Origin of the sequence: Paenibacillus sp. N3/727 (assembly GCF_022637315.1) — a bacterium.
GTDB classification, from domain to species: Bacteria; Bacillota; Bacilli; order Paenibacillales; family Paenibacillaceae; genus Paenibacillus_AQ; species Paenibacillus_AQ uliginis.
The window spans coordinates 1,768,425-1,791,330 of the sequence record NZ_CP093336.1; the positions used below are offsets into that span (position 1 = coordinate 1,768,425).

Annotated in this window: 22 protein-coding genes; 14 read left to right on the forward strand and 8 right to left on the reverse strand. The window is 45.0% G+C overall.

Going from position 1 to position 22,906, the window contains the following annotated elements:
- Positions 1–30: 30 nt before the first annotated feature.
- From MNQ98_RS07910 to MNQ98_RS07925, 4 genes are all read left to right on the forward strand, one after another.
- Positions 31–306, forward strand: coding sequence for an HPr family phosphocarrier protein (locus MNQ98_RS07910; RefSeq protein ID WP_208915211.1), 276 nt, complete (start codon positions 31–33; stop codon positions 304–306).
- Positions 299–2,014: a phosphoenolpyruvate--protein phosphotransferase gene (gene ptsP / locus MNQ98_RS07915; RefSeq protein ID WP_241932686.1), complete on the forward strand. Its 1,716-nt coding sequence runs from the start codon at positions 299–301 to the stop codon at positions 2,012–2,014. The genes MNQ98_RS07910 and ptsP overlap by 8 nt, the downstream gene beginning before the upstream one ends.
- A 179-nt stretch (positions 2,015–2,193) precedes the next feature.
- Complete coding sequence (gene pulA, locus MNQ98_RS07920) at positions 2,194–4,587, forward strand: type I pullulanase (protein ID WP_241932687.1); 2,394 nt, start codon at positions 2,194–2,196, stop codon at positions 4,585–4,587.
- Positions 4,588–4,734: 147 nt separating this feature from the next.
- The gene (locus tag MNQ98_RS07925; RefSeq protein WP_241932688.1) at positions 4,735–5,352 is read left to right on the forward strand and encodes a 50S ribosomal protein L25; all 618 of its coding nucleotides are present in this window, start codon (positions 4,735–4,737) and stop codon (positions 5,350–5,352) included.
- A 58-nt stretch (positions 5,353–5,410) separates the two neighbouring features.
- Here MNQ98_RS07925 and MNQ98_RS07930 read toward each other — a convergent pair whose 3' ends face one another.
- From MNQ98_RS07930 to kduI, 4 genes are all read right to left on the reverse strand, one after another.
- Positions 5,411–6,280, reverse strand: coding sequence for a transporter substrate-binding domain-containing protein (locus tag MNQ98_RS07930; RefSeq protein WP_241932689.1), 870 nt, complete (start codon positions 6,278–6,280; stop codon positions 5,411–5,413).
- 229 nt (positions 6,281–6,509) lie between these two features.
- Positions 6,510–7,262, reverse strand: coding sequence for a 2-dehydro-3-deoxy-D-gluconate 5-dehydrogenase KduD (kduD, locus tag MNQ98_RS07935; protein WP_277883732.1), 753 nt, complete (start codon positions 7,260–7,262; stop codon positions 6,510–6,512).
- Positions 7,263–7,314: 52 nt separating this feature from the next.
- Positions 7,315–8,073, reverse strand: a complete 759-nt coding sequence (locus MNQ98_RS07940; protein ID WP_241932690.1) for a DeoR/GlpR family DNA-binding transcription regulator — start codon at positions 8,071–8,073, stop codon at positions 7,315–7,317.
- A 33-nt stretch (positions 8,074–8,106) separates the two neighbouring features.
- Complete coding sequence (kduI, locus tag MNQ98_RS07945) at positions 8,107–8,940, reverse strand: 5-dehydro-4-deoxy-D-glucuronate isomerase (RefSeq protein ID WP_241932691.1); 834 nt, start codon at positions 8,938–8,940, stop codon at positions 8,107–8,109.
- A gap of 295 nt (positions 8,941–9,235) precedes the next feature.
- On the opposite strand from kduI, the gene MNQ98_RS07950 reads away from it, so the two are divergent.
- Positions 9,236–10,126, forward strand: a complete 891-nt coding sequence (locus tag MNQ98_RS07950; RefSeq protein ID WP_241932692.1) for a glycerophosphodiester phosphodiesterase — start codon at positions 9,236–9,238, stop codon at positions 10,124–10,126.
- A 252-nt stretch (positions 10,127–10,378) separates the two neighbouring features.
- Here MNQ98_RS07950 and MNQ98_RS07955 read toward each other — a convergent pair whose 3' ends face one another.
- From MNQ98_RS07955 to MNQ98_RS07970, 4 genes are all read right to left on the reverse strand, one after another.
- Entirely contained in the window at positions 10,379–11,257 is an 879-nt protein-coding gene (locus tag MNQ98_RS07955) for a YitT family protein (protein ID WP_241932693.1), read from the reverse strand.
- A 123-nt stretch (positions 11,258–11,380) separates the two neighbouring features.
- Positions 11,381–12,622: a cation:proton antiporter gene (locus MNQ98_RS07960; RefSeq protein WP_241932694.1), complete on the reverse strand. Its 1,242-nt coding sequence runs from the start codon at positions 12,620–12,622 to the stop codon at positions 11,381–11,383.
- Between the two features lie 4 nt (positions 12,623–12,626).
- Positions 12,627–13,121, reverse strand: coding sequence for a cation:proton antiporter regulatory subunit (locus tag MNQ98_RS07965; protein ID WP_241932695.1), 495 nt, complete (start codon positions 13,119–13,121; stop codon positions 12,627–12,629).
- Between the two features lie 179 nt (positions 13,122–13,300).
- Positions 13,301–13,648 carry a hypothetical protein gene (locus MNQ98_RS07970; RefSeq protein WP_241932696.1) on the reverse strand — a complete coding sequence of 116 codons (348 nt, stop codon included), beginning with the start codon at positions 13,646–13,648 and terminating at the stop codon, positions 13,301–13,303.
- 512 nt (positions 13,649–14,160) lie between these two features.
- Between MNQ98_RS07970 and MNQ98_RS07975 the strand changes: the two genes are divergently transcribed.
- The 9 genes from MNQ98_RS07975 (at position 14,161) to MNQ98_RS08015 (ending at position 22,859) form a co-directional block, all read left to right on the forward strand.
- The gene (locus MNQ98_RS07975) at positions 14,161–14,616 is read left to right on the forward strand and encodes a GNAT family N-acetyltransferase (protein WP_241932697.1); all 456 of its coding nucleotides are present in this window, start codon (positions 14,161–14,163) and stop codon (positions 14,614–14,616) included.
- A 79-nt stretch (positions 14,617–14,695) separates the two neighbouring features.
- Positions 14,696–15,253, forward strand: a complete 558-nt coding sequence (locus MNQ98_RS07980; RefSeq protein ID WP_241932698.1) for a delta-aminolevulinic acid dehydratase — start codon at positions 14,696–14,698, stop codon at positions 15,251–15,253.
- A 23-nt stretch (positions 15,254–15,276) separates the two neighbouring features.
- On the forward strand, positions 15,277–15,717 hold the full coding sequence (locus MNQ98_RS07985; protein WP_241932699.1) for a GNAT family N-acetyltransferase: 441 nt from the start codon (positions 15,277–15,279) through the stop codon (positions 15,715–15,717).
- A gap of 514 nt (positions 15,718–16,231) precedes the next feature.
- Entirely contained in the window at positions 16,232–17,398 is a 1,167-nt protein-coding gene (locus MNQ98_RS07990) for a bis-aminopropyl spermidine synthase family protein (RefSeq protein WP_241932700.1), read from the forward strand.
- 241 nt (positions 17,399–17,639) lie between these two features.
- Complete coding sequence (locus tag MNQ98_RS07995; protein WP_241932701.1) at positions 17,640–18,443, forward strand: CPBP family intramembrane glutamic endopeptidase; 804 nt, start codon at positions 17,640–17,642, stop codon at positions 18,441–18,443.
- Positions 18,444–18,479: 36 nt separating this feature from the next.
- Entirely contained in the window at positions 18,480–20,834 is a 2,355-nt protein-coding gene (locus MNQ98_RS08000; protein WP_241932702.1) for a sensor histidine kinase, read from the forward strand.
- On the forward strand, positions 20,803–21,432 hold the full coding sequence (locus tag MNQ98_RS08005; RefSeq protein ID WP_241932703.1) for a response regulator transcription factor: 630 nt from the start codon (positions 20,803–20,805) through the stop codon (positions 21,430–21,432). Before MNQ98_RS08000 ends, MNQ98_RS08005 begins: the two co-directional genes overlap by 32 nt.
- 66 nt (positions 21,433–21,498) lie before the next feature.
- Positions 21,499–22,272 carry a GNAT family N-acetyltransferase gene (locus MNQ98_RS08010; protein ID WP_241932704.1) on the forward strand — a complete coding sequence of 258 codons (774 nt, stop codon included), beginning with the start codon at positions 21,499–21,501 and terminating at the stop codon, positions 22,270–22,272.
- Between the two features lie 74 nt (positions 22,273–22,346).
- Positions 22,347–22,859: a histidine phosphatase family protein gene (locus MNQ98_RS08015; protein ID WP_241932705.1), complete on the forward strand. Its 513-nt coding sequence runs from the start codon at positions 22,347–22,349 to the stop codon at positions 22,857–22,859.
- Positions 22,860–22,906 lie beyond the last annotated feature (47 nt).

Below are 22,906 nucleotides of genomic sequence, written 5' to 3' on the forward strand. Positions count from 1 at the left end.
TTTAAAAATGAAGAAAGAGGGATGAAAAACATGCAAAAAACTTTCAGAATTATCGACGAGGATGGAATCCACGCACGCCCAGCTACAGCATTGGTAAACACAGCTAATAAATTTAAGGATACAGAATCTTTTGCTGAGGCTAATGGTAAAAAAGTAACTTTAAAATCAATTCTAGGTGTTCTGTCTCTGGGACTGGAGCAAGGCGATACACTTACGTTGATCTCGGAAGGAGCAAGTGAGAACGACGCGCTGTCCGCACTTTCGGACGTTATGATTAACGAAGGGCTGGGCGAACTCAATGAATAATATTAAGGGAATCGCGGCATCGGCAGGTATTGCCATTGCCCGTGCATTTACCTTGGAGCATCCGGATTACACCGTAACAACTCAAAAGGCGGAGGACGTTAACAGTGAGATTGCGAAGCTGGATGCCGCGCTGGATAAATCCCGTGCTGAGCTGGAAGCAATCAAGGAACGGACCCGTCAAGAGCTGGGTGAGAAGAAGGCTGAGATTTTCGAATCTCACCTTCTGATCCTGGACGATCCAGAGCTTATCACTCCGGTTAAAGATAAAATTGCCGCTGAATCGGCTACTGCAGAATACGCACTGAATGAAACAGCTGAGCAATTTATTAAGATGTTTGAAAACATGAAGAGTGCTTATCTGCAAGAGCGTGCAGCTGATATGCGTGATGTAACTAAGCGTATACTTAAGCATTTGCTTGGACTGAACTATGTAAGTCCATCTGAGATTAATGAAGAAGTTATTGTCATTGCTGAAGACTTGACACCATCAGATACTGCACAGCTGAACCGTAAATATGTCAAAGGTTTCACAACAAACATTGGCGGACGCACTTCACACTCGGCTATCATGGCCCGCTCACTCGAGATACCTGCAGTCGTCGGAACGAAGAACGTTCTTTCCTTGGTGAAAAACGGTGATCTGATCATCGTTGACGGACTTGAGGGGAATGTACTGATTAACCCTTCCGAGGCAATAGTTGCGGAATATCGCAGCAAACAGGAGTCTTATGCGAAGCAGGTTGAAGAGTGGAGAAAGCTTCGCAATGAGCCTACGGTTTCGAAAGACGGAGTTCATGTTGAGCTTGCCGCTAACATCGGTACGCCAAATGATGTAGCCGGCGTTCTGGATAACGGGGGTGAAGCTGTAGGTCTTTATCGTACGGAGTTTCTGTATATGGGACGCGACAAATTGCCTTCCGAAGAAATTCAGTACAATGCCTACAAGACAGTACTTGAGAGAATGGAAGGAAAGCCTGTCGTTGTCCGTACGCTAGATATCGGCGGCGACAAAGAGCTGCCTTATCTGGATCTGCCGAAAGAGATGAATCCGTTCCTTGGGTTCCGGGCTGTACGTCTATGTCTGGAGCGTCAGGATATATTCAGAACTCAGCTTCGGGCACTGCTTCGGGCAAGTGTTCATGGCAACTTGCGGATCATGTTCCCGATGATTGCTACACTGGGTGAATTCCGCGAAGCGAAAGCTCTTCTGGAAGAAGAAAAGAGCAAGCTGATCTCTGAAGGTACGGCTGTTTCGGAGAACATTCAGCTGGGCATCATGGTGGAAATTCCATCCACGGCTGTTATGGCTGATCAGTTCGCGAAGGAAGTAGACTTCTTCAGTATCGGAACCAATGATCTGATTCAGTACACCATGGCTGCCGACCGGATGAATGAACGGGTATCCTATCTGTACCAGCCGTATAATCCGGCTATTCTCCGTCTTGTAAAGATGGTTATTGATGCTGCTCACCGTGAAGGCCGCTGGGCCGGCATGTGCGGTGAGATGGCAGGAGATGCTATTGCGATCCCGCTGCTGCTCGGTCTAGGTCTGGATGAGTTCAGCATGAGTGCAACCTCGATCCTTCCGGCGCGTAGCCAGATTTCCCGCCTGTCTCGTGCAGAAATGCAAGAACTTGCGGTAAAAGCGCTGGATATGCGCACGGCGGAAGAAGTTGTTGAGCTCGTGAGACAAGTAACTGCTGAATAAGCAATGAACAAGTTATATGAATGATCATGGTTTCTGAAATCTTATCAAGGGTATTTCATAGCATCCGTCTTTTATAGACGGGTGCTCTTTTTAATCGTAGACTGAAGCCCAAACCGAATTGTTCCGCCTAGCATAAACTGAAAGTGTAAGCGATTTATCAGCCTATAGAGGTCTGTCTTATGAATCAGGCGCCAATACTATTAAATGAATCTACTTTAAAAGTGACGGTGATAATGATGAGTATGGACATGATCAATCCTATTACGGATATAAAACTTGGAGTAACTTATGGAAAGAATCAAAGCTACTTCAGCTTGTGGGCACCTACAGCCCGTACGGTATTCCTTGTATTGTATGAGGATGCCGGGAATTATGATGAATCCGGAGCAGTCACGAATCATGGTGGCGGACAAGAAAACCAGATGACCCGTGGAGATGAGGGGATTTGGACTTTCATTATTGCCGGAGATATGGCGGGCAAATATTATCTTTACAAAATAGAACAGGATTATGGTGAATACCGGTTTGCTGTAGATCCGTATGCGACGGCAGTGTCAGCAAATGGGTACCGTGGAGCGATTGTTGATCCGGAAGTCTGTCGTCCGAAGGACTGGGATCTCGATAAGCGACTTCCATTGATACAGCCGACAGATGCAGTACTGTATGAACTGCATGTAAGGGATTTTTCCATGTCACCGGATTCCGGTATGAAATATAGAGGGAAGTACAAGGCGTTTACAGAAACGGGTTTAAGTGATGAATATGGTAACAGCTTGGGGATTGACCATCTTGCTGAGCTGGGCGTAACGCATGTGCATTTGCTGCCCATATTTGATTTTAAGACGGTTAATGAGCTTGAGGGAACAGAATACAACTGGGGTTATGATCCGCAAAATTATAACGTACCGGAGGGCTCTTATTCAACTGATCCGACAAAGCCGGAGGTTCGTATCCGAGAATGTAAAGAAATGATACAGGCACTTCACAAGAAGGGTATTAGAGTCATTATGGATGTGGTGTTCAACCATACCTATACAGTGGATGACGGACCGTTCGAACGGGTTGTTCCCGGATACTTCTACCGTCAAAATGGGAGCGGGAGCCTGTCAAACGGGTCGGGAGTAGGTAATGAGTTGGCGACTGAAAAGCCGATGGTACGAAAATATATTAAAGACTCACTGCGCTATTGGGCTGAGGAATATCACATGGACGGCTTCCGGTTTGATCTCATGGCTCTAATAGACACGACGACCATTTATGAGATCGTAGAAGAGCTTCGTCGTGAAGTAAATCCGTCTATTTTAATTTATGGAGAGCCTTGGACGGGAGGAGATAGCCCGCTGCCTAATAAGACGGTCAAGGGAACACAGCGGGGGAAAGGTTTCGCCGTGTTTAACGATAACTATCGTCATGCGATTAAAGGTGACAATGACGGAGGTAGCAAAGGGTTTGCTACCGGGGAACCTTGGTGTGAGGGAGCAGTGGCTGAAGGCCTGATGGGATCGATCCACGATTTTGCCCACGATGCCTCTGAGACAATCAACTACGTGACTGTACATGATAATTTAAATTTGTGGGATAAGGTCCTCACTTCCATGGGAAAGGGGCATGAAGCGGGATTGCTTCACATGAATAACGGAGCTCCTGCAGATGGCGGGGACATTTTGGAAAAAGTGTTCGATTGCCGGCCTTATTTCGCTATTTCGGATCACGATATCATGACCTCAGAGCCGGTGCGCCGAAGTTTGCTTGCCAACAGTATTGTGCTTGTATCTCAGGGAATTCCGCTTATTCATGCAGGTGACGAACTGCTGAGAAGCAAGTTTGGCGATCATAACAGCTACCGGAGTGGAGATGTCGTTAACGCCATTCGTTGGATAAACAAAGAGCGATTTCTTCCTGTTTTTCAATATTATAAAGGACTGCTGGAACTGCGAAGGACACATTCTGCTTTCAGGATGAACAACCGTGAGCAGATTGAAAATCATATGGAGATTATTCAATGTGGCGGTCAGACGGTGGCTTACCACCTGAATAACCATGCCAATGGAGACAGTTGGAGCGATATTGTTGTCATCGTTAATGGAGGTTGCAACGAAACCATATTGGAGCTGCCAGCTTCACCATATGGCTGGAATGTTGTAGTGAATGAGAAGAAAGCAGGAGTAGAGACTCTTATGACAGTCGACACCTCCGAGATTGCTGTTCCGGGATTATCAATGATGGTGCTACGTGCAGATAAGCAGCGGCCGAAAAAAAATCTTGTCACCATTGAATTGGAATATGAGCGTGCAGATGACAAGTATGACGGATGGAACTTATGGGTATGGGGTACAGGTGTGAAGGATGGTAAGATTGATTTTACACAAAAGGATGATGGAGGAGTTACAGCTATTATCCGTGCGGCATCCGATGTGAATCGGATCGGCTGTATTGTTCGCTTGAACGATTGGGAAGCGAGAGAGTGGGACCAAGACCGTTTTATCGTGTTTCCTCCTGGGGAGAAGTTGTTGAAGATCAAGGTGATTAGCGGAAGCGGAGAAGGGAGTTCCCTTTCAGATTTAGCCAGTTAAACTAAGCAAAAGGAGCCTTCCGGTAACTGGAAGGCTCCTTTTTAGAGATAAGAAGAAGTCTATAAAGAAAAAATAATTGTTTCACTACCAAGGAAATAGGGTAATGATTAGTTAGACTTTGTTTTCATAATAAGGAGGATGCTTATCATGTCGTCAAAAGGAAACAATGTTCAACTAGCAGCTGAAATTCGGAATGAATTTACGCGGGCTGCACGCCGCAGTATTCGTCAAAATGGAGGGCTTCCCGGAGTTGTATACGGCTCGGACTCGGAAAGCATTCCGGTGTCCGTTAATCTGAAAGAAACAGCAAGACTGTTTCAGACAGGACGTTCGGAAGTGTTTGATCTTAACATTCCAGGATCTGACCCGGTTCCCGTACTGATTAAAGATATTCAGAAACGTGGAGAAAAAGTAATACACATCGATTTCCTGCATATTTCGATGAATAAGTCGGTTCGTGTCTCAATTCCTCTGGAGTATCAGGGAGAAGCTATAGGCACGAAAAGTGGCGGTATTTTGCAAATTCAGGAAATAGTGCTTGAAGTGGAAGGAATGCCAGGAGATCTTCCGGTAACGATTGAAGCAGATGTTTCCGGGCTTGAGATTGGCGATAAACTAACTGTTGCTGATCTTAAACTTCCGTCAGGTATAACATTGATGGCAACTGGCGAAGAGGTTCTTGCATCAGTTAATATTCCGCGCGCTGTAGAAGCAGCTCAGGCTAACGATGAAAAGGCGGAAGAAGCAAGCGAGATAAAAAGCTGAAAACGGACTTATAATTCAGCCCTCCGGAATAAACCGGAGGGCTTTTTATTGCTGAGACCTATTTCTCACGGTCAATAATTCCTTTGTATGCTGACGGAGAATCACCGAAATATTTCTTCCATATAGTCAAGTAGCTACCATCCGCCTGCATGGTCTCCAGCGCGTTATCTATCGCAGCTACAAGGTCGGAGTTTCCTTTCGCAAAGACAGCGCATACCTGGTTAACATAGTCCAGGGAATAAGCCGTCTTCACAGGTAAATCCGGGGTTTGCTGGCGCAGGTTTAATATAGATAAACTATCCGTGAGAACGGCATCCACTTTACGATTCACAAGCAGGTTAGCTGCCTCTGTAAAATCTTTTGTTACTACTGCTTTTGATTGATATTTGGCTGCGATCTGCTGATACTCACCGACCGCTTCAACGGCGGTCGTCTTTCCCTTCAGATCAGTGAAGGCTCGGATGTTCTTCTCATTCGATCGCACTACCAGGACTGGGGTAGAGGTCATATACGGATTAGAGAAATCATATAAGGCACGACGATTCCGATTATCGGCTACTTCGTTAAAAACGGCGTCATATTTCCCTTCTGTTAAACCAGGTAGCAGGTCCTTCCATTTAGCCTCAACAAAGACGGCTTTCATCTCCATATGTCTGGCAACTTCCTCAGCGATCTCGACATCGAAGCCGGTCAATCTTCCGCCAGTTCCATGATAGCTGAATGGAGGATAATTGCCTTCTGTTCCGATGCGAAGTGTGTCTTGTAGTGCTGCATTTTGCAAGAGTCCTCCGGTTTTAACCCGAAGCTGACCTACACCCATATTTGGGTTTGGAACTCTGTCGTAACTTTTCTGACCGCACCCCGGAAGTGCAAGTAATATAATAATCACAATCAGCAATGTTTTTATGGAATAATGTTGTCCACCCATTTAATCCATCCTTTCCAGATTGACTCCGATCCATAGTTAAGGATTAGGTTATCCTAAACATCGCGATGTATTCGTTCTATCGAGGGGGATCCATACCAAAAAAAGCTTAATCTGCGCCGGAAATCCGGGGCAGATTAAGCTTTAAGATGAAGTCACATAATTGATGATGGATTTTTAAAGAATTATGATGATTGCTATTTAAATATAAGGATGCTGGTTTCCGAAATGGTTATCTGGCCATCCAGCCACCATCGACACATAGGACGTGACCGTTTATGTAATCGGATGCGGAAGAAGCCAGGAAGACAGCAGGACCTCCGATATCCTTCGGTGTACCCCATCTACCAGCCGGAATACGGTCTGTTATCGACTGTGTCCGTTCCGGATCTTGGCGTATAGGCGCTGTGTTTTCGGTTTCGATGTAACCTGGAGCGATACCGTTAACTTGAACACCGCTTGCAGCCCACTCGTTAGCAAATGCTTTAGTAAGACCTGCAACCCCGTGTTTACTTGCAGTATACCCCGGTACATTGATTCCACCTTGATAAGATAACATCGAGCAAATATTAATAATCTTTCCACTGCCTCGGGCAATCATATGGTTTCCGACGATTTGTGACAGCAGAAATACGCTGTTTAGATTGAGGTCAATAACATCGAACCAATCCTGGGCGCTATGATCTTTTGCCGGTGTCCGGCGAATGATGCCAGCGTTATTAACGAGAATATCAATATGTCCTGTAAGCTTAAGTGCCTGATCAAAAGTTTCCTGAAGCTTGGAATGATCACTCAGGTCAACTACAATATCATCACCTTGTCTGCCATGTGACCGGACGATTTGTAAGGTTTCTTCACTCGAACTGTAGGATACGGCAACAACATCTGCACCTGCAGCGGCAAGAGCAGTGGCAATACCTTGACCAAGCCCGCGGGCAGCTCCGGTAACCAATGCGGTTTTGCCTGTTAAGTCAAAACTGTTCATGATGGGAAACACTCCTTTTTATTAAACAGTGTAAGGTTTTGTGTTTTAAGCATTAGTTTGGCATTTCAATGGAGATGCCGGCATTGCGGAACAGCCCGGCTGTTTCGGCCGGAAGTCCCTGATCCGTAATAATCGATGTTAATTCATCTAATGCGGCAAAAGTACGTAGCGCCGTTTGTCCGAACTTTTGATGATGCGCCACTGCAAACACCTCTCGCGAAGTACTGACCAACGCTTTTTTGAAATCGATCAAATCTCCTGTATATATGGAAAGGCCATGTTCCAAATGCACCCCTGTGGCCGATACGAAAGCTTTCTGAATATTTAACTGCTTTACATAATCTACCGACTCGGGTCCGGCAAGCATGTTTCGAACACGGTAACCACCGGGAACGACGAGGCGGATATTATTTTTGGGCGCCAACTCGCTGATGATATAAACATCGTTGGTGATTACCGTCAATGGTTCATTGGCCAGCTTGCGTGCAATTTCAAGCGTCGTGCTACCGCCATCGAGAGCAATGATATCATCAGGCTGTATATGAAGCAGTGCCAATTCGGCAATCTCGCTTTTCTCATCTGCGTGTTTGGTCAGCGGTTCTTTTGATGGAAGTATGCCGAATTGATCTTTTTGGGCAAGCATCGCTCCGCCATGAATCCGGACAATCAGCCCTTGTTCCTCCAGCTTCGTCAGATCCTCTCGAATCGTCTTCCCGGTAACCTGCAGCTTCTCGCTTAGTTCCGCCACCGTGACTTCCTTATGGGTCAGCAGCAGCTCCATTATGTTTTCGTATCGTCTTATAGGGTTCATTTCATTTTCAACTCTTCCGTTTGAGGATTACTCTTATTTTAATTCTTTCATGGAGACTGGGTCCATATCATCATACTTTTTGTTATCGCCAGCCATTCCCCAAATAAATGTATAATTGCTAGTTCCGACGCCGCTATGGATAGACCAGCTCGGTGAAATAACCGCTTGCTCATTTCTCATGACGATGTGGCGAGTTTCTGATGGTTCACCCATCAGATGGAATACAACAGCATCTTCCGGCAGATCAAAGTACAAATACGCCTCCATACGGCGTGGATGAGTGTGAGCTGGCATTGTGTTCCACATGTTTCCTGTTTTGAGCAAGGTCATTCCCATTACAAGCTGTGCGCTTTGGATGCCATTCTGATGAATGAAACGGTAAATGACGCGGTCGTTTGAATTTTTGATATCGCCAAGCGCACTGGAATCAACTTCTTCAAGTGTAGCTTTTGCAGTAGGAAATTCTTTATGGGCTGGTGCAGAGTTTAAATAAAATTTGGCCGGTTGCTTGGCATCAGTGCTTTTAAAAATAACTTCTTTGGTGCCCATGCTAACATACAGGCATTCCTTATTATCCAGCTTATATTCCGTTCCGTCCACAACAACAGATCCTTGTCCACCTACGTTGATAATTCCAAGCTCACGGCGCTCCAGAAAGTAGGAAACACCTAATTCTTTAAGATCTGTTTCGAGCTTAACTTCTTCATTTACAGGATTGGCACCACCAACAATGAGACGATCCTCGTGTGAGAGAACTAGTTCCAGCTTGTCTGGGGTAAATAGAGTAGGGATATGAAATTCCTTGCGGAGTCGGTCAGTGTCGAATTGTTTGACCTCATTAGGATGTGAAGCGTAACGTCTTTCCATATTGTATTATCTCCTTCAACCATGTAGTCATGAACAAGTGACGTTCATATAAGTACAAATTACTCCATTTACGTTCATATTGCAAGTCATTAGATACAAAATGAACATAATATACATATATTTAATATGTATTCAGGGAATTATCTGATTACGGATAAACTGCTTATCGACTGACCTTTGTATAATTTTGTTGTTGGTGGATGACATAAGCTCTCATGGAATGCCTGGCTTCGGGAAAGCTATAGCTGACTAACAAAGGACCTAGGGGCTATTCCTGACGGAAGGATGAACATCATTGAAGATAGGATCATGGTCTGTCATTGTGGCAGTGGTCAGCTTAAGTCTAACTGTCTGTAGTGCATACGTATCCTTGGAAAAAAATATGCCTAATACATGGTTGATGGAACGCCATAGTGATGTACTCCGAATCGCCCACCGGGGAACGTCTGGCTATGCACCGGAAAACACGATCGCCGCATTCGAACATGCATGCAACATGGGGGCCGATATGATTGAGCTGGATGTGCAGCTGAGCAGCGACGGTCATGTGGTCGTTATTCATGATACTAAAGTGAACCGAACAAGTACTGGTAAGGGCAAGGTACACAATATGACGTTGAATCAGCTTCAGAAGCTGGACGCGGGTTCTTGGTATGACTTCAGGTTTAAGGGACAAAGGATACCTACGTTGGACGAGATACTGAGGAGATTTGGCGGAAAAATTCCGCTTTTGATCGAGATGAAGTCACCTGCAATCAATCCAGGCATTGAACAAAAGACAGCGGATCTTATACGAAAGCACGGACTGGATAAATTCTCTGGAAAGCATCCTGAACTTATTGTACAGTCTTTTCACATCGCTTCACTCCAGCGGTTTCACAAGATTCTAACGGACATTCCTCTCGCTGTGTTGGTATCCAATCCATTGGAGCTGACGGATGAACGAATACAGGAGTTTGTCCCTTTTGCCAATTACGTGAACCCTTCGATTGCTGCCGTAAATGAAGATAATATCCGAAAAATTCATAATGCAGGTATGAAGGTGTTCGTCTGGGACGTACATCATTTGCTGGAAATTCCGCCGCTTCTGCAGGCAGGGGTTGATGGAATAATTACAGATTATCCGGATATTGTACCAACGCATATTTATTCCACGAAAGTTTCTGATACGCCTCAAACCCCATAAACCTGACCATTCTTGAAAATGCATAAAATCATAAATTTGTTCGAAAAAGGACATGGGTGCGGGAAGGTGTTCTTGTGATGAAATTGGAGCCAGCTGTCTCTGAATCTTCTACTATATTCATAGATTATGGAATTGAGGATAAAAATATGACTATTATTTCGTTAGAATTTACTAGAAAGAAAAACTTCCAACAAACAAGAAGAGGAGCCGCCCCTCAGTCATTCCGATGACTTATGGGGTAGCTCCTTTCTATCATTTACGCCGGTATGGTGACACGGAGATAGAAGCTTCCGGGTCTATTGTTCGTACAAGCGATTTCAGCCTGGTCAGTTCCATCAGATGGATCTGATAAAGCAGCTGATCGTGTTGTTGATCGGGATGTATGTCTACACCTTCTGTCATATGAAGAGGCAGGGGCTTTCTGCCGAGCAACATCTCCATACAGTTTCGGATTTCCTGAGTGTGAGAACTATGAATGGTAACTTCTCGCTTCAGAGAATAACCGGAAGTCGTTAATCGGGCAGCCTCAAGGGCCATCAAGCAGGCGATAGCAGAGTACATAGCCTGTTCTAAACCGAGCAGCAAACCGGCCAGGGACAGGATAAGAACATTGATGACGATACCTGCGCCTGAGAGGCGCATGCTGTTGATTATCGCCATAATGGGTGGCGGTATTTTGGGCATGTGCAACAACATATCCAGTACAGCCCCATGCTTGATACCGATACCAATGCCAAGGCCAAGAAAGATTCCGCCAAGCCCCGCTGCCGCCGCTCCGCCTTCGATGAGCGGCGGCAGCGGGTGGAGTAGAAGGGAACAGATCGAGAACACGGTAAGTCCTGCAGCAGCCCTGAGGGCCAGATCCCGGTTAGCTTGGAGGAACAAGAAGATGACTAAGGGCAGGTTGAACAGAAAAAGAAACATACCCGTCTGCAGGCCGGTTACTTGATAGGCCAAGGCTGATATCCCTGTAAGGCCTCCGGCGATGAAGCCGTTCGGGACAAGAAACATATCCAGACCAAAGGAAGCGATCATGCTTCCGATGATAATCATAAATAACCGCTTGCGGCGTGAAACAACATGTGAATCGCCATGTGTACCGTCTGGAGCAAGAAACGGTTGGTTTGACATTAGGTTAACCGACTCCTCCTTTCTGACAGAAATGGAGACGATGGAAACGAGAGACGATGTCCCGGGTTAAATCACCCCATTACACCATCATTTCTACATGCTTATGATGAAGTGGGAAAGTGATTAAACCGAACCATCCTCATGTAAAACCATAGAATCAGGCTTCTTTTTCTGCGCATCCTTAAACTTGAACACCCGATTCAGCAGTTTGTAGACATGCTTGGATTCTTTTGTTAGAAGAGGTCCAAGTATAGCAAGTATTAACACATACAATGCCGCGAACGGTTGAATGATGGTCATCAGACCACCGGCTTTACCCAGATTAGCTAATATTATCGAGAATTCTCCGCGCGACACGATCGTCAAACCAATGTTGTTAGAGGCTTTGGAAGATAAACCTGCACTTCGTCCTGCGAGCATACCTGCTGCGTAATTACCAATCAATGTTACGACTACTGCAGCGAGTGACAGCCACACAGCACCGCCAAGCTCCATTGGATTAATCGTTAATCCGAAGCTGAAGAAGAAAATCGCCCCAAAGAAATCGCGGAAAGGCAGGATGAGGTGCTCAATTCGTTCTCTATGATCGGTTTCAGCCAGCACCAGTCCCAGAAGGAGTGCTCCAATGGCTTCGGCCACATGAATAGTTTCAGAGAAACCTGCCAGTAGAAACAGTGACGCGAATACGACGAGTGAGAACAATTCGTTGGAACGAATGTTCAGCAGGCGATTCAGCAAAGGAACTGCCTTGCGTCCAATGATAAGCACTAGCAGCATGAAGCCGAGTGCGATCACGGCTGATAACAGCACGCCTCCAAGCGAGGAAGATCCGCTTAATACAAGACCTGAGAGAATGGAAATATATACGGCAAGGAATACATCTTCAAACATAATAATACCAAGTATCATTTCGGTTTCCGAATTCGCAGTCCGTTTAAGATCGACAAGCACTTTGGCTACAATCGCACTGGACGAAATGGTTGTTATACCGGCAATGATAAGCGTTTCAGCCAATGGAAAGCCAGACATAAAACCGATCAGGAGGCCAAGTGTAAAGTTGATACCGATATAAATGCTACCACCAACGGCAATGGAGCGACCGGATTTAATAAGGCGACCGACAGAAAACTCCAGACCGAGATAGAACAGAAGGAACAGCACGCCAATTCGTCCCATAAATTCGATCAGCGGGGCGCTTTCGATAAATCGAAAATCAAAATGCCACCACTGCATAGCATGAGGTCCAACCGCCATCCCGATAAGAATATAGAAGGGGATGACGGAAAAACGGAGTTTGGAAGAAATCAACCCCGATAAAGCGATTAAAGCAATTGCCAGTCCTACTTCGAATACAAGATGATTCATCTATTCAACCACTTCCATTCAGCAAAATTTGTTTAAACAAGCGCTGCTGTTGACGTTCGCCAACAACAACGAGTGTGGAGTCAGCTTTGATGACTACTTCAGGACCGGGGTTAATCTGTTTCCCCTGATTTTTTTCCACAATCGCGATGATTGTCGCTCCCGATGCCTGGCGCACGCCAAGTTCTCCGATGGATTTTCCAACTCCATAGTAATGGGGTTCGATCCGGTACCATTCTATAATCAGCTCATCCAGAGCCATGTCGATGGTCTCAAGCGCTTTAGGTTTATAAGTTAGACCGCCCACGATGGCGGCAAGCTGCCGTGCCTCATCATCATCCATTGATATCATGGAGATGCTTTCGTCAGGCTCGTCGTAATTAAAATGGTATATTTCACGTCGGCCATCATCATGCAGGATGATCACAGCTTTATCTCCCCCACGGGTTTCAACTACATACTTTTTTCCGATACCCGGCAGATCACTTTCACGTACATACATGGATTAAATCCTCCTAAAGATACACTTTTTTGGTCAATAAAACGGCGAACTCAAATAAGCCTGCTGTATTCGGCCTTTTTTAAGAAGAAATTGTTAAATTGAAAAAATAACGAAACTCATAAAGGGTAAAAGAAAAGTAAATAGAACGCGAGGTATAAACCGCGCTGAGGATAAAGAAATCACACAAACGTAGAGGTGAATTTTATGGGGGATAAAATTAAAAGGCGGAGTCGTAAAAGGATGACCGGCAAGTAAGGTAGTCGAGGTCTAGGGACACGGAGTATAAGAAGGCTTGTAAAACAAAACAAGACAATAAAAATTTTACCCGCAGCAATCAGCTTGGATGAAGAAGGGGCAGTCTTGTGAACAGCGGATGCCTTCACATGCGTATATGTTTCGTGTACAGACCGACCTTGAATGTTCTCGCTCACGTATTGATCCTGAACCGGGAAGTACAGCACAAACGCAGTCAAAAACATGATTCCAAACATTGTAATATTTCGTAAAACGTTGTAAATTCGCTCCATTTCGTCCCACCTCCTTTCAATCCAACCTTTCTCAATTTATCATAACACATAACCGGATTGATCTCAAAAAGAGATTGATGTTTTTTATAAAATACCAAAATATTTTCCACAATCTTCTTGATAAGTCTGAAAAGAAACTTAAAACGTACGGCATTATAAATCCATGGGTATGACCTCGCAGCGGATCCGGGCTTGTCGTGAGTGAAGTTGCCTGATTCAAGTTCACATTTTTTAAAATGAACTGATGAGCTCTAGTGAAGACTCCCTTGCCCAGGGAGTCTTTTTTGCTTGAAGAAGGAGGAGTTCGTAAATATTGGAAACCAACTCTCGTTACTTTGCGTAAAGGAATGGTAGCCTGCAAGGTACAGTGAAATCCCGACTTCACCGGGCTCGTGTTACCTTGGCTGACGCACTCGAATCCTCTCATGAAAGATTCCCTGTTTCAAAGCAAGTTTGCGGCTTAACACCGCAGATGTAAGAGAAATATCTGATTACGATAAGGAGTGGTAGCAATGCCAGATGTTCATTTTCGAAAAATTGATGAAAATACCGTTCTTGAAATTTGTCAATTAAGCAACACCCTTACAGAGGTTCAACGAATAATGGTTGCTGATAATGCGGTTTCTATTGCTCAAGCTCATTTCTCTAAGAATGCATGGTTCAGAGCCATCTATGCTGATGATGATCCGATCGGCTTTATCATGCTGCACCAGGGATCTGATGATGAGATAGATGTCGATGGAGTCTATTTATGGCGTTTTATGATCGCGGGGCCCCATCAAGGGAAAGGATACGGAAAGCAGGCGATTGGATTACTGATTGAACACTTAAAAGGACAAGGAATCCATGAAGTCGTTGCAAGTTGTGGGGAAGGAGAAGGAAGCCCATTGGGGTTTTACTTGAGCTTAGGGTTTACACCGAACGGAGAAACCTTTGGTGATGAGATCGGGTTAGAACTCAGATTTTAGAAGTAGAATCCGGGGTTAGATGAATTAGTGTGAGGGCGTTTGAGTTTTAAATGTTGAGAATATCACCAGGAGGAAAAGTATGAGCAAACCTGAAATGAATGTGGCATTGGTTGTTGGTCCTGATTGCGACCTGGAATCCCAGGCTATGCGCAATACATTTGAGTATTTTGGTGTAAGAGTATTTACATATTGGATCGGCAGACCGAGTGACTTCACAGATGTATTGTCTGGTAATGACCTGTATCCGGATACCGATATGATCGTTTTAAATTTTCACGGAGATGAAGATGGATTTATCATGCCGGAACTTGGTGAGGACGTCTATGAGGCAGATGAGCCACGGGGGAATTTCGGCCCAGAAGATGTTAGAACCTTTGCGAAACTGGATGGAAAAATCGTTATTGGCAATGGATGCATGTTAGGTGCTCCTACGCTCGCGCAAGCATTCCTGGATCGTGGGTGCAAAACCTATATCGGACCGGATGATTATCCGGACGGGAATGCTGCTCTTATGTATGTTTATCGCTTTTTCTATGAAGTTATTCAAAATAAGAAAAGCGTTAATGAAGCTCATCAGATAGCAAGAACAATGGATGAGGAAATGTTGATGTACCAAATTTATGAAAATAGTGATTAAACTAGAGAAGAGTGAGTATACAATTGAAAACAAGATTAATGGTCACATCAGACCTTGAACAATGTTCACACCTATTTTTAAAGGTTTTTAACGGCGAACCATGGAATGATCAATGGGAATCAATCCAGCACGTACAAAAATATCTTCTGGAATTTATAAATAATCCTGTATTTATCGGGTTTGTTATCGAGCAGAATGATAAAATCATAGGTGCGAGTTTTGGGCATACCAAGAGCTGGTATGCGGGGGAAGAGTACCACATTCATGAATATTTTATTGATACCGATCTACAGCATAGCGGGGTGGGTTCGCAGCTGATGAATGACATTAAAACAGAGTTGGCATCCAGAAATATTCATTGTATTGTGCTGCTTACAGAAAGGGATCTTCCTGCTGAGAAGTTTTATAAGAAGCATGGGTTCGAAGTGAAAAAAGATGTTATTTTTATGTACAATGTTTTCTAGTCTAAAAGGAGTAGAAAATGATATACGCTTCGATTGCACTTGATTGTCTAATCATTTCCATTTATAATCGGTTATAACTTAAAAAATAGGAGTTGTCTTGATGTCGGCGTTTGTTCTTAACTAACCAAATTTCATATGATTCATCCGTTTATTTTAGCAAAAATCCACTTTTAGAGTGGTATATTTGTTATGGAAACCAATGGATGAATCGAAATTAGTTAAGAACACTACGGCCATCCATATACAATCGACTGCAATCAGCCGTGCTCTTAAGCACGGCTTTGTTTTTTGCAATAATGTAAAAAACAGGTTTTGTTCATCGTTTTTGTCATTTTGACAAAAGTCGATGGAGCAGTCAGCCAATCCCCAAAAGGGACAGAAGATGGACTATACGTTCATTTTCTGTCCCTTTTTTTATTTGGCATAACAATGAACGTTTAACTGCTTGGATGGCGTGTGTTCTTTTCTAAGGTAACAGAAGCATAACAAAATCGATGATAAGAGAGGGATTACCATGAAAAATTATATCGCGGAAGCAAATGCAAATGTACATCTTCAAGAGGGATCGAGGGTCATTGAGCAGCTGTTAGTGGAGTGTTATATACATCCTGGAATTTCTACAAAAGAACTTGCCAAAAAGACGTTTCTACCTGTTCCAGTTGCTACAGCGATCAAAAAGGAGCTCATTAAGGCAGGTGCTCTTACACAGGATAGCGGGGTTCGTTGTACGCCCGAAGGCGTTACATTTATTGAAGATGAGTTGGGATATGGTGGATTAGACAAAGCCTTATATCAGAAGCTTATGGCCAATGATTTCGATTGGAAGGCTGAACTTTCGGATTTGTTACAATTACTCACGGACATATTTCAACAACGGCCGCAAGTTAATGTGCAAATTGATCAGTCCAAATGTACAGTGGAAACGAGCATGCGTCGGGCCATTCTGTGCTTGAGGGAGCATGCGCTGATCGGAAAGAAAATCATATGTGTTGGTGATGACGACCTGGTCAGTATATCGCTTGGTTTTCTAATCAAAAAATTATTTCCGAACATAAGGAATCAAAGAGCTTTGATAACCGTCGTCGATGTTGATGAGCGATTTTTACAGTATATCCGTAACACAGCTGAGCAGGAGGGAATAGAGGTGATATGCCGCAGTCTGGATTTGCGCCAGCCACTTCCAAAGAAATTATGTGGACAATACGATTGCTTTTTCACGGATCCGCCTTATACGCTGCAAGGTATGACGTTGTTCGTTTCTCGCGGGATAAGCGCGTTGAAGAAAGAAAAGGGATTGCCGATTTTTTTGTCATACGCACATAAATCCCCTGACTATAATCTGGCAATACTGCGGGAGCTTGTACGTATGGGCTTGTCACTACGAGAGATTATTCCGCATTTCAACAAGTATGAAGGAGCACAGATGATTGGCAATAGTGGACAAATGATCATTCTCAAGACGACGGAGTTGACAGAACCCATTGTTACATGCTCTTTTGAGGATGCGCTCTATACAGGTGAGGTAAAGCGAACATTACGCACATACCAGTGTAAGCAGTGCCACGGATCTCTGCTTGTTGGTATTCAGGGCGAATTTCATACGATCGAGGATTTGAAAAATCAAGGATGTCCCCATTGCGAAAATGATACCTTTACATTGATTGCTAAAAAGAATGCGTAGCTTGGTTCACCTGATCTTGTGAAGAGTCGATTGCTATAGATCGGTGAACTGCAGTTGAATCAAGTACAAAAAAAGAGCAGGCGCCGCGGCAGGCAGCCTGCTCTTTTACAACCCATCCTGCGTGATCGCGTCAAAACAATGCGTGACTCCCTCCATATTCGGCGCCGGATACGGATACCGGGACTTTGATTCCTTGGTATGCTCCTTGTGTGCAAATTACCCCGACTGAGGAGCGTTAATTATGAAAAACGAATGGACTCGTAAAATTGCGGCATTTTTTGTGAAATCGGACCCTGAATATGAGAGCTTTATTCATCAGCATGAGGCGAAAAGCCGCAAGGAGATACTACTGTATTTGTCTTACGCCGTCTTACCTGGTTTGCTGGTCTATTTGCTCATTTATCCACTTCGTCCCCTGCTTATGTCGCTTACTGGACTATCCAGCCACTACGTACAATTTCTTGTTTTGGCTATTATGGCCAGCGGTTGGCATATTCTTTTCCCATTATTCATGCTAAAATTTGTGGATAAACTTACCTTTAAGCAGTCTCTGGTTTATCTAGGGTTCAGAAAATGGGATACCAAGGGACTGCTTGTTATTTTACCGATTATCACCATCTTGTTTACTCTCCTGTCGCTGCCCTATATGAAATGGATTTTTCCGCCTTTATCGACATTTCTGGACCAGATGCCTGTGTTTCATATGGGGGAGTGGCATATTTACCGGCAGGGTTATTATGATTTTCCTTGGCCGTTGCTGGTCATCGGGCTTATTGGGAATTTTATCGGGGAGGAAATATATTTCCGTGGATATTTGCTGAAAAAAATCGGCCGACTTCGTTACGACTGGCTGATTCTCAGCGTGCTGTTCCAGTTCTATCATATGTGGCAAGCGCCGATAAATTGGGCATTTATCCCACTGGCAGTTATCATTCCGTGTGAAATTCTGGTCAAGCTGCGGAAAAACCTTTACGGAGCTATTTTGTTTCATGTCTATATCAACACGGTATGGGGTGCTGTAACGCTCTATTTAGTTGGAGTATAATCCTTTTTTGCAATTCAAAGAGAGAGGAATCTGCGAATGCCTTCCCTAAAAATGAAGCTTCCCTTGATTGCCGCGGCCCTGCTTGCTGGATTTCTCGTTATGGCCGTGTATATTCACCTGGAGACGATTCGGCATCCTTATATCGGAGCGGTACTTGAACACGATGAAATAGGCTGGAGGGTAAGCAGTGTGGACCCTTCGGGCAAAGCGGCACAAGGGCAAGTGGACGGGGGAGATCGTGCATTGATAGTTGACGGCATGCCAGCGGAAACATGGTTTGCTGGCAAGACGCAGGCTTCTCTGGTCAGGGCCACTACATCGGCATTCATGCGTAGTGATGGCTCCGTCTACGAATTGCGGATCGAAACGGAAAGCGACGATGTACGGAAAAGCTTGTTGGCCATGCTGCTAGAAGCGCTGCTACTTGCCATTGGCTTGCTGGCTTGCCGCAAAAATCCCGGCTCGCACACGGTTCGCCGATTCTCCATGATGAATTATGTGATGGCGCTGGTCATCCTAACTGTATATTCTACGGAATTGGCTTTGTCGAATTTGCTTCTCGCATTATCCTCCATCTGGCTCCCTTATTTATTGCTCTCTTTCTGTGTCGCGTTTGTGCTGCGTGCTGTGCCTCTTATGTGGACAAAGGCTCTGTTTGTCTTTCGGCTCCTCTGTGCACTGTTATCCTGCTACGCTCTTTGGGCGATGGTCCAAAATGAGATTCCCAGCTGGCTTCGAGGGACGCTGCATCTTGTCTTCATGCTGACGTTGCTGTTCATCCTGGTTATGGTCCGATTATATTGGAGGTCGTTGGACTCGGTAGAGAAGAACCATGCTCTGGTACTGGTTGCCGGGCTGGGCTTCAGCCTTCTGCCCTATCTGCTCTTATATGCGATCCCGGATTTGTTGGGAGACGGGTACTTTCTGGCTCCCGAATACGCGCTCAGCGGCCTTGTACCGCTGTCCGCCATTTTCCTGTATGTTCTGAACAAACGGAGCATGGTGGATATGCAGGTATACCTTCCCCGTCTGGTCATCCATACGCTCTACTACGGAGGCGTATTTCTATTGTTTTCCCTGGCATATCGAACAAAACATCCGCTTTGGGTTGTGGCTATATTTGGCGGATTTGCAGCCGGAACCTGGGCTTACCGGAAACATCTTTACCGGTCGGAAAGGAGCGCGGAGGGGCGGAGGAAATGGTTGGATCAACAGAAACTCAAGCTGTCCATCCAGGTGGCAAAGACCCGGAATATCCAGGATATTCTCAGTCTGATGAGCGAGGCGTTGCACCATATTGTGGATGCGGAAGGGATTTGTGTCATATGGCAGGATGAGGAAGGGACACGACCAGTTGTACATGGCACAGGCAAATATGAGAACACCGGAACCGGAGAAGACGCGCGCTGGATGGAGCGAAGCTTTTGGGAAAGGAACTTTGACTTTGAATATGTCGCTTCCATTGCCAGTCATACGGAAAAGGGAGGCAAAGGGTATCTGTGCATAGGGCCCAAATGCAATTTGTCCATGTTTTCCGCGGAGGAGAAAGGGTTAATTGACGAAATTTGCGTAGAAGCAGTCCGGCTGCTGACCAATACCAGGCTGTTGGTAGGACTCCACAAGGAATTTCAACGCAGCAAGGAGCAAAACGCAGCTTTTGAACGTCATGTCAGCGATATCCGTCAGACGAATCGCCTACTGCTGGAGGCCCAGCAAGCCGAACGTATCCGCCTCTCTTATGCTCTGCATGACCACCTGCTACAAAATCTGATCTTTTTGTCGCGGGATCTGGAGGAACTGGCGGATCAGGGACGAGTGGATTCCAAGAGGGTAGCCGCCTGGTTGAAATGCGTCTATGATTCCCAGCAGGAGATTCGGGTGTTGTGTGATGAGTTGTATCCACATATTGTAGACAAGGCGGATCTGGAGGAATCCCTGCGATGGCTGCTGCGGACTGCCGGAGAGAAAGGCGACCTGAACGTATCGCTTCATTATCATTGGCCTGCAGAAGCACCTCCACCTGACCCGATTTTGAAATCCAATCTGTTCCGGATAATCCGTGAACTGGTTCACAATGTGCTAAAGCATGCTGAAGCCAGTCGGCTTGATGTCCGATTAAATTTGGAGTCAAATGGGGTGATATGTTGCGTCGTAAGCGATGACGGCAAGGGCTTCGACGCAACCGCCTTTCCTGACCAGATCGCCTCCATAGACGGTGGACATCTCGGACTCATCTCCGTTAACAGCCAGATCGGTTATCTTGGCGGTGAGATGGACATCCAGTCCAAACTGGGAAAGGGAGCCCTCATTACGCTGCGGCTACGGCCCCAGCATCATGAGCAACGGGAGGGAAAAAAACATGAAAGACAGTATCAGAGTGATTTTGCTTGACGATCATCCTCTAGTGATGGATGCGTTGAGAAGCCGTCTGGAGCAAGAAGGGGATATTCGCGTGCTCGGAACCTTTGCAGACCCGCGGCGCTTACTAGAACAAATCGGCTTATCTAAACCAGATGTGCTTGTGCTGGACGTTTCCTTGCCCTATATGGACGGCTTCGAACTGACAAAGCAACTAAAGAAGGAGTACGGCTCTTCCCTGAAAATCATTATGCTGTCCGGATATACCTACGATGAATTCTATCGTAAGGCTTACGAGCTTGGGGTAAACGCCTATTTATCCAAGCAGGCCTCATATGGACAGATTATAAATGCTGTGAGGCAGAGCATGTCCGGTCATATGCTGGTGCCGGAGAGATTATTCACGGCTTCCGGGCAGGACAAGCTTACACCTGCGGAACGGGAGGTGCTGGTTCGAGTTGCTCAGGAAATGAGCAATAAGGAGATCGCCCGGGATCTGGCTGTCAGCCAACGGACGGTGGAATACCATCTAACGGCGATTCTTCAGAAGCTGGGCGTCAAATCGCGGGTGGGTGCCGTCGCTAAAGGCTATGAGCTAGGAATAATGGGTTCATCTGTATACGATTCATGATATAGGAGAAGTATTTGATGATTGCTATGATGTGTTAGTTGAAAATAATCATGGGAGGGAAGTCGCTTGGAAAATGTTCAGTTGATTGAATTGGATCATGAACTGCTGGAGGGAACGGGGAGTTACTGCCTCAGAAGCAAAAGAAATTCCGAAGGATATGCAAACAAAAATAAATGGTTAATGAACAGATTTGAAGAAGGGTTAAAATATGTACAATTGTTTGAAAATCAAAAACAAGTAGGTTTTATTGAATACATGGAAGCAGAGTCTTCGTATAGAGTTGTGTCCGCAGATCACTATCTAGTCATTCATTGCTTATGGGTCAGCGTCACAGGAAAAGGACATGGCACAACACTTATACATAAATGCCTTGAAGATGCACAAAAGCTGGGGAAACAAGGAGTTGTCGTTGTGACCAGTTCCGAAACCTCTTGGACACCAAGTAAGGACATCTTTCTTAGAAATAACTTCAAAATCGTTGACACAGCACCATTTGGCTTTGAGTTACTTGTTCATCAGTTTATTGATGACTCTAGTTCTCCTTACTTTCCAACAAATTGGGAAGAACGTCTTAAACCGTTTAATAAGCTAACCATTTTGCGTTCCTTCCAATGCCCTTATGTAGAGATCGCTACCAACAATGTGGTAGAAGGTGCAAATCATCTTGGTATTGAAGCAGAGATTTACGATTTTAACAATCGGGATGAATTGATGAAGATGTCACCTACTCCATACGGTATTTACTCTGTTATTTATAAAGGGCAGCTGATTGCTTTTCATAGATTAACCGTTCATTCCGTAATCAAAAGATTAAAACAAATCAATTCGCTGCATGAGTAACTTATGAACCTGGATTTCGTGGAGGCTGGAGTAACCGGGGGCTCACTCAAGAAGGAATACAACAGTCAGAGCGATTGGGACAGTATTTGCTTCAAAATAATGATCGATTTAATATCGAACGAATCATAACCAGCGATTTGAAGAGGGCTCTTCAAACATCTACGATCATTGCGAAGCAACTTAATCTGCCGACCACCATCTCAGAAGATTGGCGGGAAACCAATAATGGTCTACTGGCGGGAATGCCAAATGCATTAGCTGATGAGAAATATCCTGGTTTATATTTTTCAAGTTTAAGAATTGATGAAAGGTATCCGGGGGGTGAGAGTCCCATAGAAAATTTCAGAAGAATTAGAGAAGCATTCACAACCTTATGCCAGAATCAGACAAACACAGACCATACCGAGAATGTAATGGTGGTAACTCACGGTGGGGTTATCAATATTATTTATCATATTGAAAAAAACATCGAGTGGAGCAATAAGAATAAGTTTATAGCAGCAGCGAACACAGGACTTCATAAGGTTGAGTATCGCGGAGGAAAATGGGAGCTTACTTTGGAAAATTCAACAGACCATATCTGTTGAGAACAGCCTCAAGACTACCGAAAAAGGAATGATCTCGCTTGACATGC